This window comes from Pedobacter panaciterrae, assembly GCF_013204795.1.
Lineage (GTDB): Bacteria > Bacteroidota > Bacteroidia > Sphingobacteriales > Sphingobacteriaceae > Pedobacter > Pedobacter panaciterrae.
The window spans coordinates 213,944-233,234 of sequence record NZ_JABMKW010000008.1; the positions used below are offsets into that span (position 1 = coordinate 213,944).

Genomic DNA, 19,291 nt, shown 5'->3' on the forward strand with positions numbered 1-19,291 from the left:
TGCATGATTGTTACGGAGTTTAGTTTTTAATAACACTTCGGATTAATGTTTTTTAATTATTTTCGGGCTATCTTGAGGTTACATAAAATGTAATCTAAGATATGTATATGAAGTTACGTTTATGCTTACTCCTGCTTACTGCGCTGGTTCCTTCGTTAATTAAAGCCCAAAATATGCAGCAACTTAATGCTGCTGAGATTAAACAAGGCCTTGAAGGATTAAATGTTGTTGGCAGTGTTTTATATATTGCTGCACATCCTGATGATGAAAATACCCGCTTACTAGGCTATCTGGCTAAAGAGAAAAAAGTTAGAGCCGGTTATTTATCATTAACCAGGGGCGACGGCGGACAAAATCTTATAGGTAATGAACAGGCTGAATTACTTGGGTTGATCCGTACTCAGGAATTGCTGGCCGCCAGACGTACAGATGGTGCTGAACAATTCTTTACAAGAGCAAACGACTTCGGATTTTCGAAGAATTCTGATGAGAGTTTTAAGATCTGGGATAAATCAAAAATACTTGCCGATGTAGTTTGGGTGATTCGTAAGTTTCAGCCTGACGTGATCATTACCCGCTTTCCTGAAGATTCACGCGCAGGTCACGGACACCATTCTGGTTCTGCAATATTGGCTCATGAAGCTTTTGTAGCGGCTGCTGATCCTAAGCAATTTCCTGAACAGCTTGCTTTTGTAAAGCCATGGCAGGCAAAACGCATTCTTTGGAATACCTTTAATTTTGGAGGTAATAATACCACTTCAGATGATCAGCTGAAAATTGATGTGGGCGGTTATAACGCTCTGTTGGGTAAAAGCTATGGAGAGATTGCTGCCGAAAGTAGATCTAATCATAGAAGCCAGGGCTTTGGTTCTTCCAGACAACGTGGATCAGCTATAGAGTTTTTTAGTTATGTAGCTGGTGAGAAGGCGTCTAAAGATATATTTGAGGGCGTAGATTTTACCCTTAATCGGAATCCTGGAAATGGAGAGATACAAAAACTTGTTTCTGAAATTAATGCTGAATACGATGTTGCCGATCCATCTAAATCGGTAATAAAACTTTTAAAGCTTAAGCAACTGGTAAAAGGAAAGCCCTTTAAACAAGATTTGCTGGACGACTTGATCCTGGCTTGTGCGGGAATCTGGTTTGAAAGTGCTGCGGTAAGTTCATCTTATGCTTTAGATGCTCCTGTTGACGTTAGAATACAGGCTATTGCAAGGGCTAAACAAGGTTTCCCCTTAAAGATGAGTATTGAGGAAATTAATAGCAAAGCTTCTTTTGATTTGCCGCCTAATCAATTTGTTTCTCAGGATAAAACTATATCAACTTCAGGTATAAAAATTACTCAGCCTTACTGGCTGGAAAAGAGACATACTTTAGGTTCGTATGTAGTTGATTCATTGTCAAAGATTGGGCTTGCAGAAAATCCAATAGGCTTAAGCGGTTTATTCCGGATCAAAATAGGTGATCAGGTGATTGAAAAGAAACGACCTGTAGTTTATAAATATACGGACCAGGTACGTGGTGAAATTTATAAACCTTTAGTAATTGCGCCCCCTGTAACTGCTACTATGGGTGAAAAGGCATTTGTTTTTATTAATAATGAGCCTAAAAGAATAGCTATTCAGCTCAGAAGTTTTAAGGATAATGCAGTAGGAGTATTGAAGCCCGCAATTCCAATGGGATGGAAGGTTGCTCCTGAAAATATTAGCTTTAACCTGGCTAAAAAAGGTGAAGAACAGACCGTTGAATTTACAATTACCCCAGCAGGGAGTACCATTAACGGTAATTTAGTTTTAAATGTTGTTGTTGATGGCAAAACATACAATCGTGCTTTGCATGTAATAGACTATGAGCATATTCCTACTCAAACACTTTTTCCATTTGCTGAGGCAAAGGTGGATAAGGTAGACTTAAAGTTGGCAGGAAAACGCATAGGTTATATTGCAGGAGCGGGAGATTTAGTTCAGGAGTCATTAAAACAGATTGGTTACGAGGTAATTAACCTAACCGCAGGACAGGTTGTGAATGGAGATCTTTCAGGATTCGATGCAATAATTGCTGGTGTTAGGTTATATAATGTAAGTGAACAGATTAAAAGCATGCAGCCCAAACTGATGAAGTATGTAAATGATGGTGGGACTTTACTGATTCAGTATAATGTAAATGGCCCTTTGCGACTAGATAACTTAGGTCCATACCCTTTTGGCCTGTCTCGAGATAGGGTAACAGAGGAAGATGCCAAAGTTACAATACTAAAATCTGATGATCCTGCTTTGAACTATCCGAATAAAATTACAGATAAAGATTTTGAAGGCTGGGTACAGGAGCGAGGATTGTATTTTGTTACCGATGTTGATCAAAAGTACAGGACCGTTTTGAGCATGCATGATGATGGTGAAGGTGAGAAGACAGGGTCTTTAATTATTGCAGATTATGGCAAGGGTAGATTTGTTTATACTGGTTTATCATTTTTCAGACAACTGCCCGCAGGCGTGCCGGGTGCTTATAGACTCTTTGTGAATTTAATATCAGTTAAGAAGTAATATAATAACAGCATGGCAGAACATGACAACCCGGTACCAGAGAAACCAGAGCAAGAGTTGCCGCCTTTTGTTAAAACCTGGAAACAGTTTTACCGGTTACTGATAGGCTGGCTTGTATTTCTGATCCTGATTTTTTACGCATTTACAAAATACTTCGAATGAGTGTTATAGATTGGGCAGTATTAATTCTTACACTCGTTGTAATTGTAGTTTACGGCATTTATAAAAGCCGTGGGGCTCAAAACATTCAGGGCTATTTACTGGGTAACCAATCTTTGCCTTGGTACCATGTTTGTCTGTCAGTTATGGCTACCCAAGCCAGTGCAATTACTTTTTTATCTGCACCTGGTTTGGCGTATTCTTCGGGGATGAGCTTTGTACAGTTTTATTTTGGTGTACCATTGGCAATGATCGTTTTGTGTATCACGTTTGTGCCTATTTTTCATCGTTTAAAGGTATATACCGCTTACGAGTATCTTGAACAGCGGTTCGACCTTAAAACAAGGGCTTTAACCGCATTTCTTTTTCTTGTGCAAAGAGGACTTTCTACTGGTATTACCATTTATGCCCCTTCAATTATCCTTTCTACTATTTTAAATATCAATACTACTTACACTACTTTGTTTATTGGAAGCTTAGTGGTGTTCTATACTGTTTATGGGGGTACAAAAGCAGTTTCCTATACGCAGATGCTTCAAATGAGCATTATATTTTGTGGTTTGTTTGCTGCGGGTATTATGGTAGTTCATTTACTACCTGCAGATATTGGCTTTGTGAAAGCGATAAATATAGCTGGTAAAATGGGTAGGGCAAATGCGATAGACTTCACCTTTGATCCGAATAATCAATACACTGTATGGACAGGTTTACTGGGAGGTTTCTTTCTACAATTATCGTATTTTGGAACTGATCAGAGTCAGGTTGGCCGTTATTTATCTGGCGCATCTGTTAGTCAGAGCAGACTGGGCTTATTGATGAATGGCCTTGTTAAAATACCTATGCAGTTCCTGATATTGCTGATAGGCGTATTGGTTTTTACTTTTTATCAATATAATAAACCACCCATATTCTTTAACAGTTTTGAGCTGAACAAGCTGGAGAATAGTAAATATAATCCTGAACTGAATAAAATAAAGGCCGACTATGATGTGGCTTTTAAAGAAAAGCAAGTTGAGGTTAATAAAATGAATGTTGCTTTGGACAAAGATGATAAATCGTTGATTGACCGGCAGAGAAAGGCATTGCAACAGGCAGACGAGAAGGAGAAGTCGATAAGAAAACAAGCTACTGACTTAATGGTTAAGAATGATGAGCATGCAAATACAAAAGATAATAACTATATATTTCTAAGTTTTGTAACTCAATATTTGCCACAGGGACTTATAGGATTATTGATTGCGATCATATTTCTCGCTTCAATGGGATCTACTGCCAGTGCCCTAAATTCATTGGCATCCACAACAGTGATTGATATTTATAAGCGTCTGATTAAGAAAGATGCTTCAGATCATGAATACTTGCAGGCTTCCAGACTTGCAACAGTATTTTGGGGTGTGATTTGCATTGTTATGGCACTTTACGCAAGTAAGATAGGTAATTTGCTGGAGGCTGTGAACATACTTGGTTCTTATATTTATGGTACCATACTTGGTGTTTTTCTAGTTGCTTTTTATGTACGGCATGTAAATGGTAGGGCTGTGTTTTTTGCAGCTTTAGCAACGGAACTGGTGATTATAATTATTGGTAAACTTGATCTTGTTGCTTACCTATGGCTAAATGTGATTGGGTGTTTATTGGTAGTTCTTTTGTCGGTAATTATTCAGAGTATGATGAAGAAAACAGGAATTGCCGGGGAGAAAAATAATATTTAATATGATACGAAGTTTTTTAACTGCTTTTGTTTTAACTGTTTCTACTGTTACGGTATTTGGACAGCATGCATGGAAAAAGGTAACTGATGAACTGATATTTAACAATCCCCCATTTGATCAATGCCATGCATCTACATTGGTTGAAATTGATGGAGGAAAATTAATGGCTGCATGGTTTGGTGGTAGTCATGAAGGAAGTAAAGATGTAAGGATCTGGCTATCTATAAATGAACAGGGAAAATGGACTAGCCCTGTTGCCGTTGCCGATGGTAAAGTGAATGGTGAATGGTCTTCTCCTTTATGGAATCCGGTATTATTTAAAACAAAGAAGGGAAAACTTTTTTTGTTCTATAAAGAAGGGCCCTCGCCAAGAGAATGGTGGGGAATGGTGCGAACTTCTGATGATAATGGCAAAACATGGTCTGCTAAAACCCGTTTGCCGGAAGGGGTGTTGGGACCAATAAAAAATAAACCTATTGAGTTAGCTGACGGGACAATTTTGTCTCCATCAAGTACTGAAACTGATGATAAGTGGAGTGTGCATATAGAACGGTCTGTAGATGGAGGTAAAACATGGGCGATTATACCTGTTGATGCAGATAGTAGATTTGATGTAATCCAGCCAAGTATATTGATTCATGGGGGAAATAAACTTCAGATATTATGTCGAAGTAAACAGGGGGTCGTTGTTGAATCGTGGTCGGAAGATAGTGGGAAAACATGGGGTAAATTAAGCGCTACCACTTTGATGAATCCTAATTCAGGAACTGATGCTCAAACATTGAAAGACGGTAAGCATATGATTGTTTATAATCCAACTGTTCCAGGTAAGGAATGGTTTAATGGGCGATATAAATTAAACGTCGCTTTGTCGGAAGATGGGGAAAAATGGAATGATATTCTAAAGCTCGAAGATGGCGATACTAAAAAGGAGTTCAGTTATCCGTCAATAATTCAGACTAAAGATGGCAAGGTTCATATCAGCTATACATTTGATAGAAGGAATATTAAGCACATAGTGCTTGAATAATTTGATAAATATAAGACAGGATGCTGATTTATGGTATCCTGTCTTATATTTATGTTTTTGGATAATATTATTTTTTAGTCTCAGCTAATAAGCCAGTATGTAATCTAATATATTCAGGATTTTTAATCTCAGTGGCTAATTTTATGCCTTCCTCTGCAGTGGCTGCTGCAGCTTTCTTATCTCCTGATTTTAATTGAACACGTCCTTTTAGTAATTTAACCCATGGCGCTTTAGGATCTGCAGTTTCAGCAGCGGTAGCCCATTCAAGTGCTTTGCTTAAGTCTTTTCCAGTTTCAAGGTAATAGTATGCAGCCTGAAAGTAAGGTTTTTTCTCTCCTTTCATTGCCTCATCAATACCTGCCATCACTTTGGCGTCAAAATCAGTAGATAAATCAACCGTTAAAGCAGTATTTTCCCACATTAACTGCAATTTGGCAGTATTTGGATAAACATCGGCAAATTGAATAGTAAATGTTTCTACTTTCTCCTTAAGTTTAGTTGGCTTAACCTTTATGCGCAATATATCATCACTTTCTTTATACTCATAGGCACCCCATTGTTTTGATCCTTTGTTTATGATTACGGTCCATTCACTCTCTCCTGGAATGGTAAATAATTCATATTCTCCGGCAGCAAGATCTTTTCCTCCAATTTTAACGGCCTCTGTAAAAGCGATGGTAGTAGCAGAATTAGCACCGGTTCTCCATACAGAACCATATGGTTCTAATCCGCCAAAGATTTTACGTCCCTTAGTGTTTGGACGAGAATAACTGATAGTTACTTTACCCAGACCAAAATCCTGAGAAATGGTTTGCCCTGAGCTTGGTTGAGGCATTTTTACACCTTGTGCCTTAAGCTCAGATTGTAATGATACCGTTAGCGCAATAAGCAGTACTGTTGTTAATGTCTTTTTCATGATCATAAATTTGTTTTAGGTGATCAGTCAGTTTGAACAGAGCTGATCTAAGTTTTGTTGACGCTAAATTACCACTTATTTGATGCTTTAATTCAACAAAATCTTAAATTCGTTGCTATGGTCAATTTGCGTAATACAATAGCAATTTTAGCGCTCTTTCTTATTTCTTGTTCTGGTGCGAAATATTTCTCAGAGCCAATATTGGAGACGGGAGTCTCCAAAAAGCTGGCTATTTATCGCAAATTGACTTTAAGTAATATCAACTACAAAATCGGACTGGATATTCCTAAGAATAGGAGTGAGATTATAAATGCTACAGAAGAAATAGCATTTCAACTTAGATTGACTAAATATCCATTGCAGCTGGATTTTAGAGAGGATGCTAAAAAGATAAAAAGTCTGGAAGTAAACGGTGTTTCTGTAGCGGTGGATCATAGGGAAGAACACTTGATTATAGATTCTAAATACCTAAAGCAAGGAGAGAATATAATAGGTTTGAGTTTTGAGGCTGGTGAGGCTGCACTTAACAGGAACAGTGATTATTTATATACTTTGTTTGTTCCGGATAGAGCGCGGACAGTTTTTCCTTGCTTTGATCAGCCTGATTTAAAAGCAACATATAACCTCACTTTAAAAATTCCGGCGGATTGGAATGCTTTGGCTAATGCTGGGTTAAAAGATTCTGTTGTTACAAACGACTGTAAAACCTACCGATTTAATACATCAGATACCTTAAGTACTTATTTATTTGCTTTTGCGGTAGGAAAGTTTACACTTGCAAATGGTAAAGTCGGAAACATGCTGACCGATTTTCTATACCGAGAAACTGACTCGTTAATTATAAAAAACAGCTTGAATGAAGTGTTTAACATTCATTCGAAGTCATTGAGTTATCTGGAACAGTGGACTGGAATTCCTTATCCTTTTCAAAAATTTGGTTTTGTGGCTATTCCGGATTTTCAGTTTGGAGGTATGGAACATGTAGGTGCAATTCAGTATAAGTCGTCGGCCTTATTTCTCGATGAAGGTGCTACTAAGGATCAACTAAATGGTCGCAATAACTTAATTGCTCATGAAACTGCTCATATGTGGTTCGGAGATTTGGTTACCATGAACTGGTTTACAGATGTTTGGATGAAAGAAGTTTTTGCAAATTTTATGGCTGATAAGAGTGCGGAAAATATTACTGGGAAAGAAGCATTTGATCTTAAGTTTTTGATAGATCATTTCCCTGCAGCTTATGGGGTAGATCGTACTACGGGTTCAAATCCAATAAGACAAGATTTAGATAATTTAAAAGATGCAGGAACACTTTATGGAAATATCATTTACCATAAAGCTCCAATAATGATGAGACAGTTGGAGCGTTTAATGGGAAAGGAGAAATTTCAATTAGGTGTGCAGGAATACCTGAAGAAATTTGCGAATAAAAATGCTTCCTGGCCAGAGCTAATTACAATCCTTGATAAACATTCGGAGCATGATTTAAATAAATGGAATAAGGTCTGGGTAAATGAGGCGGGAAGACCTTTGGTTGACTATACGGTTAAAGCTGTAGGTAATAAAATTAGTAAGTTCATAATTAAGCAGAAGCCAGAGTATGGGGCAAATAGGATTTGGCCACAATTAATAGAAGTAACTCTTTATTATCCTGGTTATAGTAAAGAATTAACAGTGAGCCTCAATAATAAAGAAGTTAGATTAAAAGCTGCTGAAGGAATGGATGTGCCATCTTTTGTTCTGTTTAACTCATCAGGACAGGGGTATGGTCTTTGGCCATTGGATAAAAAAATGTTTAATGAGATATATTTGGTTGATAAGCCTTTGAGCAGGGCTGCTGCCTATATTTCATTGTATGAGAATATGTTAAGTGGGAGGTATATTAAACCATCGGACCTGTTAAATCTGTTTGTAAAAGGGCTGGATCAGGAAAAAGAAGAGCTAAACCTGAAACTGATGACCAATTATATCAGTAGTATTTATTGGGGACTCATTTCAGCCTCTGAACGTACTGGCGTATCCACATCATTGGAGAGCAATTTGTGGAACAGTATGCAGAAGCAAAGTTTGCCTAATAACAAGAAGGTGCTTTTTAAAACCTACCAAGACATATATCTATCGGCTAACGCCGGTGAAAAGTTGCACCGAATTTGGGAAAGTCAGAAAATTCCTGCAGGATTAAAGCTGACAGAAGATGATTATACCTCATTGGCCTTTTCACTTGTATTGAGAGATGGTGATAGTTCGATTCTGGGTAAGCAGCTTAAGCGAATAAGTAATGGGGACAGACGAAAAAGATTTGAATTTATTATGCCAGCTGTATCTTCTGCAGAAACAAAACGGGATGCCTTTTTTAAGAGTCTTGAACTAAAATCGAATAGAGAAAAGGAATCAAATGTGGGGGCTGCCTTATATTATCTTCATCACCCACTAAGACAAACTAGTTCGTTTAAATATTTAGCGAAGAGTCTGGATATGTTGGCTGAAATACAAAAAACAGGAGATATCTTTTTTCCTCAAAACTGGCTTCAATCTACATTTGGGTATTATCAGAGCGCGGAGGCCCTAAAAATTGTTCAAGACTTTTTGGAAAAGAACCCCCGCTATAATCCAAAGTTGAAGGCCAAAATTCTTCAGTGTTCTGATAATTTATTTAGAGCACAAAAATTATTAAAAGAATAAGGTCATTATTTAAGTTCGGTATAGGTGATCTTAAAAGTTTGCTTACTTTGAAGTATTGTAAACTGTTTAGGGTAATCAACACTATCGTATTGATAACTGAAATCGGTATTTTCCAGCGGTTTATCTGTATTTGAATAGCTTAGCCTGTTGTTTGTATCGGCACAAAAAAAGCTGTAGCCCATTTCCAGAAATAGCAATTGAGCATGCTGTACATTCTTGAAGATTCCATTTTTTTCGTCATGGGTATATTTAATGGGAGATGCATCATTAGGAGAACCTTTTACGATAATACCTGATACATTTCCAGCTGAGCTATATGACCATGTACTTTCTTTATATGGATAAGAGGGGCCGTCGCCTGATGCTTGAATAGAAATCAGTTGTTCTTTAGTATTTCTCGTCAACATCAGGGAACCGGTAGGTGTATCTACTTTACCATCTATATCGAAAAATGTAACCTTTAAATCTGTATTGGCTGTTTTTCTAAAATAAATAGATTTAAAAGGTATTTTGCTTTTGTATTTAAGACATTCAAAGGGTAATTGATCTCGGTAAGTTATTTTAACACTGTAGCCATCGGAACTATTAACTTCTGAAATAAGAGCTGAGTTTTCGACGTATTTAAGGTTAATAATCAGATTTTCCGATTCCAGTTTTATGGGGATAAATTGTTTTTTAACAGGATCTGTAATAATCGGTTTATCTGTTTCTACAGGTTTTTCTTCTTTTCTAGGTTTAGCCTTTTTACAAGAGGCAATTAAATATAATTCCAACAATTGTAAGGACGTATCTAAACTTTAATGTATTCATCATTATCTTTTGAAATGTTAGCGATCAACAGGTATCAAACATATTTATAAATATCTCTTTTAAAAAATTTATTTTCTTTTTAGTTTGTTTTTTAGTTCTTTAAAAGAAATATAATTCCTTTTAAAGAATTGTAAGCGTATTGAAATATTGATAAAAGTATTGCTTGAAATACGGTCTGAAATTGGGTTCCTGTGCTTAAAACACGTACTTTTGCTTGACTATTTCTTTTAGCGACTAACGTTTATTAAACCCTAACTATGGACGATTTTTTAGCTGCCCGACTCCAGATGGCCTTCTCTCTTGGCTTTCACATTGTTTTTGCATGTATTGGTATGGTGATGCCCTTTTTTATGTCAGTAGCTCATTTTTACTGGCTAAAAACAAAAAAGGTTGTCTATAAGGACGTTACAAAAGCCTGGAGCAAGGGTGTTGCAATATTTTTTGCAACGGGAGCAGTTTCGGGAACGGTATTATCTTTTGAACTAGGACTCCTGTGGCCAACATTTATGGAGCACGCAGGTCCTATATTTGGAATGCCGTTTTCTTTAGAGGGGACGGCATTTTTTATTGAAGCGATAGCCCTTGGGTTTTATTTATATGGATGGGACAAGTTAAATCCGTGGTTTCACTGGGTGACTGGTGTTGTTGTAGGAATAAGTGGGTTATTGTCAGGAATTCTTGTGGTTGCTGCAAATGCCTGGATGAACAGCCCCGCCGGTTTTGACTTTGTGGATGGTAAGTATTTAGACATAGATCCTATAAAGGCAATGTTTAATGATGCCTGGTTTTCTCAGGCGCTCCATATGTCGGTTGCTGCATTTGTATCTACCGGATTTGCCGTAGCAGGTGTACACGCCCTGATGATTCTTAGAGGGAGAAATGTGCTCTTTCACAGTAAAGCTTTTAAAATAGCAGCAGTATTTGGAACAGTTGCAGCTTGCTTGCAACCTATCAGTGGTGATATTTCTGCTAAGGATGTTGCTCATCGCCAGCCGGCAAAACTCGCAGCTATGGAGGCTCATTTTCATACAGAAAGAAATGCGCCATTAATTATTGGAGGAATACCAGACACAGCGAATAAAAGAGTTGATTACGCAATTAAAATTCCTGGTCTGCTTAGTTTTATGACTACAGGGAACTTTAATGGGGAAGTTAAAGGTCTCGACGTGATCCCAAAAGAAGACCAACCTCCGGTAGCGGTAACACATTATGCCTTTCAGATTATGGTTGGACTTGGAATGGCAATGGTGTTCATTGCTTTATTGTACTTTATAGCCCTTTGGAAAAAGAGACAATGGCTTAATAGTAACTGGCTATTAAAGCTTTTTATAATTGCAACTCCTATGGGATTTATAGCTTTGGAGGCAGGGTGGACGGTAACAGAGGTTGGACGACAACCCTGGATTATCTACGGTGTTATGCGGACTGTAGATGCTGCAACGCCAATGCCTGGAATTGCTTATTCCTTCTATCTCTTTACTGGTGTATACATTTCGTTGGCAATTATAGTGAGTTTATTGCTGTACCGTCAGATTACGATGGTTGGTAAATTATATGATTCTACTTCCAAACTACCTAAAAATTAATATTATGATCTATGTTGTTATTGTTTTCCTGTGGACATCAATTCTATTATATATCCTATTAGGTGGTGCAGATTTTGGAGCGGGAATTATAGAATTGTTTACCTCCAAAGGTAATCGATCCAAAACGCGTAAAACTATGTATGAAGCTATTGGCCCTATATGGGAAGCAAATCATATGTGGTTAATTATTGCTATTGTTATCCTTTTTGTTGGGTTCCCTAAAATTTATACTACAGTTTCAATCTATCTGCATATTCCATTAGTATGTATGTTACTTGGCATTATTGCCCGTGGAACTGCCTTCGTATTTAGAAACTATGATGCCGTTAAGGATGATATGCAAAAAGTATATACCCCAATTTTTATTTATTCAAGCTTAATCACCCCATTTTTCCTTGGAATAATTGCTGCCAGTTCCGTATCAGGTCAAATAGATGTTCAGGCACAAGATTTTCTTTCAGCCTATGTTTTTAGCTGGCTAAACTGGTTCTCTGTTTCGGTTGGGGTATTTACAGTTAGTATATGTGGTTTTTTGGCCACTATTTTTATCATAGGGCAGGCGGCTGACGATGACAGAAGCTTCTTTATCGGAAAAGCAAGGCGAACAATCTATACGGTTATGTTTTGTGGAGCACTAGTTTTTGTTGCTGCTTATCATGAAAACATCCCATTAGCAAGTTGGATTTTTGGAGACACTTTGGGTTTGACCGCCATTATTGCTGCAAGTATTTCATTGATTATTATGTTTTTCTTACTTCAGCGGAAGAAGCCTATATTGCTTCGTTTACTTGCAGGATTTCAGGTTGCTATGATCTTATTTGCTGCCACATACAGCCATTTTCCAGACATCGTACTCCTTAAAAATGGGGCTAATTTATCGTTACTTACCCATCAGGGACAAGCAAAGGCGATAGATACATTAGGCTACGCCTTATTGATTGGCAGTATATTTATTCTGCCCGCCCTGGGTTATCTGATCTACATATTTCAACAAAAAAAGGAAGTACAGGAAGCCCATTAATTTGTATTGAGGTGGAATGCTATTGTAAAATTGATTGTAACAAGAATATTAACCGCTAAACTTGCTCATTAGGATTAAACCTAAGCGAGTTTAGTGAGTCATAATTCCAAAGCTATAGTTAATGACAAACTTTCACCAAATATGAAATCAATATTCTTAAAAATCACAGTAAATACTTTATTGCTCGCTGGTTTTTGCATGACAGCGCAAGCACAAAAACTTAAAGATGTGCAGGAAGGCAGTATAACTGCTCCGACTAACATAAAAGTTGATGGAAGAAATACAGAATGGAACGATACTTTTCAGGCCGAAAATAAACGGACCAGTATTTTATATACAATAAGTAACGATGATAAGAACTTATACCTTGTAATTAAATCAACTGATATAGCAAATAATTCAAAGATTCTTGCCGGTGGAATTACGCTTGCTATAAATACTGAAGGAAAAAAGAAAGAAAAGGAAAGCATTACACTTACATATCCATTGATTAACAGACCCGCACAAGGTGGTGGACAGGGAGGCGGACGGCGCCAAATGGGTGCCATAATGGGTGGAGGCGCTGGGGGAACGCAAACTCCTGAACAAAGAGATTCTATGATGGCTGTAATGCAAAAAAGGCAATTAAGTCAGGTCAAGGAAATTAAGATCAGCGGGTTTAAAAAAACAACCGATACCCTTATTTCCGTTTATAACGATTTAGGTATAAAGGCATTTGCTAGTATAGGGAATGACAAAGCATTCTTCTACGAATTGGCAATCCCATTTGAAGAGTTGGGCATTTCGAAAGATGCACCAAAGGAATTTGCATATAATATAAAATTGAATGGTTTACAATTTCAGAGACCAGATGGCGGCGGCGGTGACGGCGACGGAGGAGGAAGAGGCGGTTTTGGTGGTAATAGAGGCGGCGGTGGTAACTTCGGCCCTAGACGTTCTGGAATTGATTTTCAAGCATTAACCAGCCCAACAGATTTTTGGGGAAAATATATCCTTAAATAAGCTGTATACATAGATACTACTCACACACAAATAAACCACACAAACAAAAAATGAATTATTTATATAATGCATTGAAACCTGCTATTGTATTATTTCTACTGGTATTCAGTTCTGTAGTACTTTATGCACAGGGGCAACAAAACCCTCCTCCACCCTTGCCTACGCGTGAGATAAGTGGAATTGTAAAGGATTCTACAGACCTCGGAGTAATTGGCGCAACTGTTAGTTTAACTTCCGACAAGGATACCCTAAAAACCAGTACTAATAATGATGGTGTATTTGTTTTTAGAAATGTAAAGTCAGCAACTTACATTATTGTAGTTCAGAGTATTGGGTATGTTAATACCCCAGCAATGCGTTTTAAACAAAACGACACAAGCCCAAGGATTGTGATGGATCCAATAGTTCTTAAGGAAGAGCATAATACTTTGAATGAAGTAGTTATTAATGGAACTCCTTCAATTACCTATAAAACAGATACAGTTGAATACAAGGCCAGCGATTACATTGTCCGAAAGAATGCTACTGTAGACGAACTGCTCAAAAAGATGGAAGGTATGGAGGTAGGTACTGATGGAAGTTTAGTCCATCAGGGAGAAGCAGTTACTAAGGCCAAATTGAATGGAAAGGAATATCTTGGAGGTGACATCGCAAATGCAATTAAAAATCTTCCTGCTGAAATCGTTGATAAAATTCAGATTGTTGATGACTATGGTGATCAGGCGGCCCGTACAGGCGTAAAGGATGGTGATCCTGAAAAAATACTGAATATTACTACAAGAACAGATAAGTCTGTTGGAAATATGGTGAATCTGAACACCGCTGGAGGCAGTAAGGAAAGAAAGGAAGCCGGATTATTTGCTACGCGGATTAACGGAAATCAACAGATTGGTATAAACGGTAATTATAAAGATGCAATTAATCTTAATGCATTAAGTGGCACGACAAAGAATGCAAATGCCAGATTTAGTTTGCGTGATAAAATCGGAAAAAAAATAGACTATAATTTGGGCTATCAATTTCAAAATTCCAATGGAGACAATTTGAATGAGACCGAATCCCTAAGTATTTTAAATAATGGGCAATTGCACTCCAACAGTTCAAATACAGGCTTGCAAAAATCAAATAATCATAATTTTAAGCTTGAATTTGAAGTAAACCTGGACTCAAGTAATTACCTTAAAGTTGTCCCGACTTTCCAGTCTAATTCTACCGATAATAATGGCTCCTCCACCTTAAGCCAAAGAGGGAGTAGTCTTTCAATGGGGCTGGATCAGGACCGCCGCATAACAAATTCAAATTCCAGCACAGCGCCTCAATTTGGTATTTCCGCTTTTTATCAGCATCTGTTTAAAAAATACAGAAGGAATTTTTCAACCCAGATAGATTTGAATAAAAATAATCAGGATAATGAGCAGGAAAGATACAATTTCACAACTTTTTATACTGAAGCGGCGCAAGACGGGAAAGATTCTATAATTAATCAGATCATAGCACGTAAGAATCGACGTGATAATTATCGCGGGAGTATGACTTATGTGGAGCCTCTTGGAGTCAATACTCAATTCGAGGTGAATGCCCAGATAAATTACAATGGTTATGACAATACCGCGACGACAAGGGATATTTTAAATGGCGGCGTTTCAGATATTATAGATTCATTAAGCAACATTTATAATTATTCCTTTACACAGGGCCGGGTGGCGTTGAATTTTAGATATGGAATGACTAATGCTTCCAAAGTTCGTTTTTCTGTTGGTTTAACAGGTGTGCCAGCTTTATTATCCGGAACTAAAGTAAGTCTGGGTACGACAACAAACCGGACCAGTTTTAACCTGATCCCTATTGCAAGATTTGAATATCGTTGGAGCAGACAGCAAAGAATATCCTTGAACTATTCAGGGAATGCAGTAGAACCAACATTTGATCAGATACAACCGGTAAGGGATGTTACAAATCCAAATAATCCGGTTATTGGTAATCCAGACCTGATAGCCACTTTTGTGCATACTTTAAGAGGTGATTACAATAATTATATTGCAAACTCCAAGCTCAATCTTTCACTAAACGTAAATGGGGCATATACGGAAAACGCTGTAATCAGAAATGTGGCAACTGTTGACAATCCAGATCCAAACCTCCCTGGCAGTAAAATTAATGAAACACGCTTTTTGAATGTTAGTGGAGTGTATAGACTAACCGGTAATTACAACATCAGTAAGCAACTCAACAACAGAAAGTATAATTTGCAACTTAATGGTACGGTGAGTTATAATCATAGCCTGAGTATGCGGGACGGTATCTTGAATACTACTGATATTACTTCTTTCGATCAGCGCTTTGGCCCAAAAATTAATCCTACGGAGTGGTTCGAAATCAATCCGAACATCGGATACAAAAATGAAAAATCTAATTCAACGCTTCGTTCCGGTAATAATGAAATTAACACGCTTTCTCTTAATTTAGATGGAAGAGTATACTTATGGGATGTATGGATGTTGGGTTACAATGGCAGTAAGCAGTTCATAAATGGTATAGTCGGAAATACAAATAATAGCCCTTTAGTGATAAATGCGAGTTTGGAACGTCAACTGTTTAACCGGAGAGGCCAGATCACTTTTCAGGCATTTGACATTTTAAATCAGAATAATTTTCTAAGAACACAGCAACCAGATGATGGCGGTTATATAAATACAAGAGTAAATCCCATCAGTAGATACTTTATGCTTAAACTGAGTATGAGACTGCAAAAATGGTCTGGTTCTCAAGGACGTGGTGGTAGAGGCATTATGCGTCGCGGAGACGGAAGCTTCATGTAGGACTTGATTTTTTAGGTGAGACACCTATGTTGATCAAAAATCCGTATTTTGGGTAGCTAACCAAATACGGATTTTTTTGTCTGTTGTAATTTATGAGGAAAACTCTACTAATCATCCTAATTCTATATTGTTTTACCCATTTTGAAGGTCTGGGCCAAATTGGCACACCTCAAATACTTAACTATAATAATGACCAGTATAAAGCCGGAATGCAGAATTGGGATATTGCTCAAGACAAGAACGGTATTTTATATTTTGGCAATAATGAAGGTTTACTGAGGTTTGATGGCAGGTTCTGGAATCTTATTAAATTGCCAAATTTTACTTCTGTAAGATCTGTTGAAATAGATTCGAAAGATAGGATCTTTATTGGGGGACAGGATGAAGCCGGATATTTTTATCCAGAGAAAAATGGAATATTGAAATATCATTCAATTATCCCTCTCATCCCCGAAAAATACCGAAGTTTTGCCGATATATGGAATGTTGCTATTATAGATGATGCAGTAGTTTTCAGAACAACCAGCGTTATTCTTTATTATAAAGATGGGGTTGTAAAAACCTATAAACCAGATATAGAATGGCAATTTGCAGGTAAGAGTAATCATCAGTTTTTTGCTCATTCTAAAGGGCATGGATTAATGATTTATGACGGTGAGATCTGGAAACCATATTGTTCAGATCCAGTGTTGCTAAAATCTGCGGTGACTTCCATAATAGAATACAATAAAGACACCATGCTGGTCGCCACGTTAAAAAATGGACTTTTTTTAATGCACAACGGAAAACTTACACCTAAACCAACAGCCCTGGATCAGATATTTTATAACGACAGGATTTATGGTGCTGATAGGATAGACAGTAATAAGTACGTAATTGGAACTACCTCTGCAGGGGTTCTAATTATTAACAAACAGGGGAAGGTTTTACAAAAATATACCTATAAGGATGGTTTACAGAATAACAATGTAAGAGGCTTTATTACTGATAGGAGCAAAAACCTTTGGTTAGCACTGAATGATGGGATTGATTATGTTGCCATTAACAGCGCAGTAAAAAGCATATTTCCTGATAAGAATAAACAGATAACAAGCTATGCTATACGTAATTTCAATGGGAAATTATATATCGGAACATCTAATGGCTTATATGTAACAGAAATTGAAGATGGTATTGCTGATTTAAGTTTGTCGACCAAAGCATTTACGGAAGTTAAAAACTCTAAAGGGCAGGTCTGGAATCTTAGCGAAATCAACAACAAACTTTTAATGGGGCATGAGGATGGCTTTTTTGAAATTGAAAATGATGTTGCCCATCAAATATATAATCGGCCGGGAACATGGTTGTTTGAACCAACTTCAGAGGTTTATCCTTCACAGGATATTATAGCTGGCACCTATCTGGGTCTTCAGAAAATAAGTTATAGAAATGGAAGTTTTACCAATCAGGGCAAAATTGAAGGGCGTACAGAATCCTTAAGGTTTATCGCATTTGATGTCAACAATAATTTATGGGCATCGCATCCATATCACGGGGTATATAAAATTGAATTGTCTGAAGATTTTAAAAGAATAAAAAAATATACCATCTATACAGATAAGCAAGGGCTGCCTTCACATTTGTATAATTACATTTTTAAAATAAAGAATCGGGTTGTGGTCGCAACTAAAAATGGTGTATATGAATATGATGCGGCAAAAGATAATTTTAAGCCTTTTGTCTTACTTAGCGAAGCATTAAAGCGAATGCGAATCCAATATCTTAAAGAAGATTCTAAAGGAAACTTATGGTTTGTCTCAGATAAAAAAGTTGGAATATTAGATTTTGGACATCCAACAACTACAAAATCATTTACAATACATTATTTTCCTCAGCTAGATGGTAAAATAGTTGGTGGATTTGAGTCTATTTATTATCTGAATGATGAGAATGTTTTTATAGGTGCCAATAAGGGTGCTTATCATTTAAATTATGCCAAGTATTTGGAGAATATCCCAAAACCAAATGTTTTACTAGGTACAGTAAAGCTTTTTGGTAAAAAGGATAGTACAATCTTTGGTGGTTATTTCCTGAATAAAGATAAAATGGTAAAAACTCAGGATTTATCCTCTGTTTTAAAACTTGCGAATGTGTACAGTTCTCTTCATTTTGAATATTCATCTACACTATTTGAGCATCAGGCAAATATTGAATTCGGTTATCAACTTGTTGGCTTTGATAAAGAATGGTCGTCCTGGACGCAAAAAAGTGAAAAAGATTATACTAACCTCCCTGCCGGGAAGTATACATTTAATGTTAGAGCCAGAAATAGTTTTGGCAACGAGTCTGAAGTTGTGGGGTATACTTTTGAAATTTTGCCTGCCTGGTATCAAACGATATGGATGTATATGTTCTATGTATTGCTCCTGGGCGTAATTATCTATATGTTCTTTAAGTGGCAAAAGAAGAAACATATCAAAGCCCAGACCAGATTAAGCTATCTTCATCAGCTTGAAATGGATCGTAGCGAAAAAGAAATCGTCCGTTTAGAATACGAAAAACTGGAAGCCGATGTAAATTATAAAAATAGAGAGCTATCTAATATGACTATGCATCTGGTCCAGAGAGGCAAGGTGCTGGCTAAAATAAAAGAGGTGATTTCTGCTGTAATTAAAAATCACGATATCAACGACAGTTCCCCCAGCTTCCGACACTTGATCCGACTCATAAGAGATGTTGAAAAGAGTGATCAGGACTGGGAAAACTTCTCAATCCATTTTAATACTGTTAATACTAATTTCTTTAATAAGCTAAAAGATCAGTTTCCGGAGCTCACACCTAATGAGCTTAAATTATGTGCTTATCTTAAAATGAACCTTTCTACCAAGGAAATTGCTCAGCTCATGAACATTACAATAAAAGCAGTGGAGGTAGGAAGGTATCGGTTAAGGAAGAAACTACATATTCAGCCTGAAACTAATCTATATGATTTCCTTATCCAGATATCAAGAACTGCTGAGGGCTCCTGA

12 protein-coding genes are annotated in these 19,291 nt (G+C 37.1%); 10 read left to right on the forward strand and 2 right to left on the reverse strand.

Annotated features, from left to right (window positions below):
• Positions 1-107: 107 nt before the first annotated feature.
• From HQN86_RS03070 to HQN86_RS03085, 4 genes are read left to right on the forward strand one after another with little or no spacing between them, the layout of a single operon-like run.
• Positions 108-2,546: a PIG-L family deacetylase gene (locus HQN86_RS03070; protein WP_172659565.1), complete on the forward strand. Its 2,439-nt coding sequence runs from the start codon at positions 108-110 to the stop codon at positions 2,544-2,546.
• 12 nt (positions 2,547-2,558) lie between these two features.
• Positions 2,559-2,708, forward strand: a complete 150-nt coding sequence (locus HQN86_RS03075; protein ID WP_172659566.1) for a hypothetical protein — start codon at positions 2,559-2,561, stop codon at positions 2,706-2,708.
• A complete protein-coding gene (locus HQN86_RS03080) occupies positions 2,705-4,417 on the forward strand; it encodes a sodium:solute symporter (protein ID WP_172659567.1) in 1,713 nt (570 codons plus the stop codon). The genes HQN86_RS03075 and HQN86_RS03080 overlap by 4 nt, the downstream gene beginning before the upstream one ends.
• Before the next feature lies 1 nt (position 4,418).
• The gene (locus HQN86_RS03085; RefSeq protein ID WP_172659568.1) at positions 4,419-5,447 is read left to right on the forward strand and encodes a sialidase family protein; all 1,029 of its coding nucleotides are present in this window, start codon (positions 4,419-4,421) and stop codon (positions 5,445-5,447) included.
• Between the two features lie 67 nt (positions 5,448-5,514).
• Here HQN86_RS03085 and HQN86_RS03090 read toward each other — a convergent pair whose 3' ends face one another.
• Positions 5,515-6,363 carry a DUF2911 domain-containing protein gene (locus HQN86_RS03090; RefSeq protein WP_246269407.1) on the reverse strand — a complete coding sequence of 283 codons (849 nt, stop codon included), beginning with the start codon at positions 6,361-6,363 and terminating at the stop codon, positions 5,515-5,517.
• A 117-nt stretch (positions 6,364-6,480) separates the two neighbouring features.
• On the opposite strand from HQN86_RS03090, the gene HQN86_RS03095 reads away from it, so the two are divergent.
• Positions 6,481-9,045, forward strand: coding sequence for a M1 family metallopeptidase (locus tag HQN86_RS03095; RefSeq protein ID WP_172659569.1), 2,565 nt, complete (start codon positions 6,481-6,483; stop codon positions 9,043-9,045).
• A gap of 5 nt (positions 9,046-9,050) precedes the next feature.
• Here HQN86_RS03095 and HQN86_RS03100 read toward each other — a convergent pair whose 3' ends face one another.
• Positions 9,051-9,818, reverse strand: coding sequence for a hypothetical protein (locus HQN86_RS03100; RefSeq protein WP_172659570.1), 768 nt, complete (start codon positions 9,816-9,818; stop codon positions 9,051-9,053).
• 294 nt (positions 9,819-10,112) lie between these two features.
• On the opposite strand from HQN86_RS03100, the gene HQN86_RS03105 reads away from it, so the two are divergent.
• From HQN86_RS03105 to HQN86_RS03125, 5 genes are all read left to right on the forward strand, one after another.
• Positions 10,113-11,441: a cytochrome ubiquinol oxidase subunit I gene (locus tag HQN86_RS03105; protein WP_172659571.1), complete on the forward strand. Its 1,329-nt coding sequence runs from the start codon at positions 10,113-10,115 to the stop codon at positions 11,439-11,441.
• Positions 11,442-11,445: 4 nt separating this feature from the next.
• A complete protein-coding gene (locus tag HQN86_RS03110) occupies positions 11,446-12,462 on the forward strand; it encodes a cytochrome d ubiquinol oxidase subunit II (RefSeq protein WP_172659572.1) in 1,017 nt (338 codons plus the stop codon).
• 141 nt (positions 12,463-12,603) lie between these two features.
• Positions 12,604-13,464 (forward strand): hypothetical protein, encoded by an 861-nt coding sequence (locus HQN86_RS03115; protein ID WP_172659573.1) that lies wholly within the window; start codon positions 12,604-12,606, stop codon positions 13,462-13,464.
• A gap of 50 nt (positions 13,465-13,514) precedes the next feature.
• Entirely contained in the window at positions 13,515-16,283 is a 2,769-nt protein-coding gene (locus HQN86_RS03120) for an outer membrane beta-barrel protein (RefSeq protein WP_172659574.1), read from the forward strand.
• 92 nt (positions 16,284-16,375) lie between these two features.
• Entirely contained in the window at positions 16,376-19,291 is a 2,916-nt protein-coding gene (locus HQN86_RS03125; protein WP_172659575.1) for a ligand-binding sensor domain-containing protein, read from the forward strand.

Bases quoted from the DNA above. Each gene is read 5' to 3' on its own strand.
- HQN86_RS03090 (WP_246269407.1), bottom strand. From the start codon at position 6,363: ATGAAAAAGACATTAACAACAGTACTGCTTATTGCGCTAACGGTATCA.
- HQN86_RS03105 (WP_172659571.1), top strand. From the start codon at position 10,113: ATGGACGATTTTTTAGCTGCCCGACTCCAGATGGCCTTCTCTCTTGGC.
- HQN86_RS03080 (WP_172659567.1), top strand. From the start codon at position 2,705: ATGAGTGTTATAGATTGGGCAGTATTAATTCTTACACTCGTTGTAATT.
- HQN86_RS03070 (WP_172659565.1), top strand. From the start codon at position 108: ATGAAGTTACGTTTATGCTTACTCCTGCTTACTGCGCTGGTTCCTTCG.
- HQN86_RS03095 (WP_172659569.1), top strand. From the start codon at position 6,481: ATGGTCAATTTGCGTAATACAATAGCAATTTTAGCGCTCTTTCTTATT.
- HQN86_RS03125 (WP_172659575.1), top strand. From the start codon at position 16,376: ATGAGGAAAACTCTACTAATCATCCTAATTCTATATTGTTTTACCCAT.
- HQN86_RS03115 (WP_172659573.1), top strand. From the start codon at position 12,604: ATGAAATCAATATTCTTAAAAATCACAGTAAATACTTTATTGCTCGCT.
- HQN86_RS03110 (WP_172659572.1), top strand. From the start codon at position 11,446: ATGATCTATGTTGTTATTGTTTTCCTGTGGACATCAATTCTATTATAT.
- HQN86_RS03075 (WP_172659566.1), top strand. From the start codon at position 2,559: ATGGCAGAACATGACAACCCGGTACCAGAGAAACCAGAGCAAGAGTTG.
- HQN86_RS03120 (WP_172659574.1), top strand. From the start codon at position 13,515: ATGAATTATTTATATAATGCATTGAAACCTGCTATTGTATTATTTCTA.
- HQN86_RS03085 (WP_172659568.1), top strand. From the start codon at position 4,419: ATGATACGAAGTTTTTTAACTGCTTTTGTTTTAACTGTTTCTACTGTT.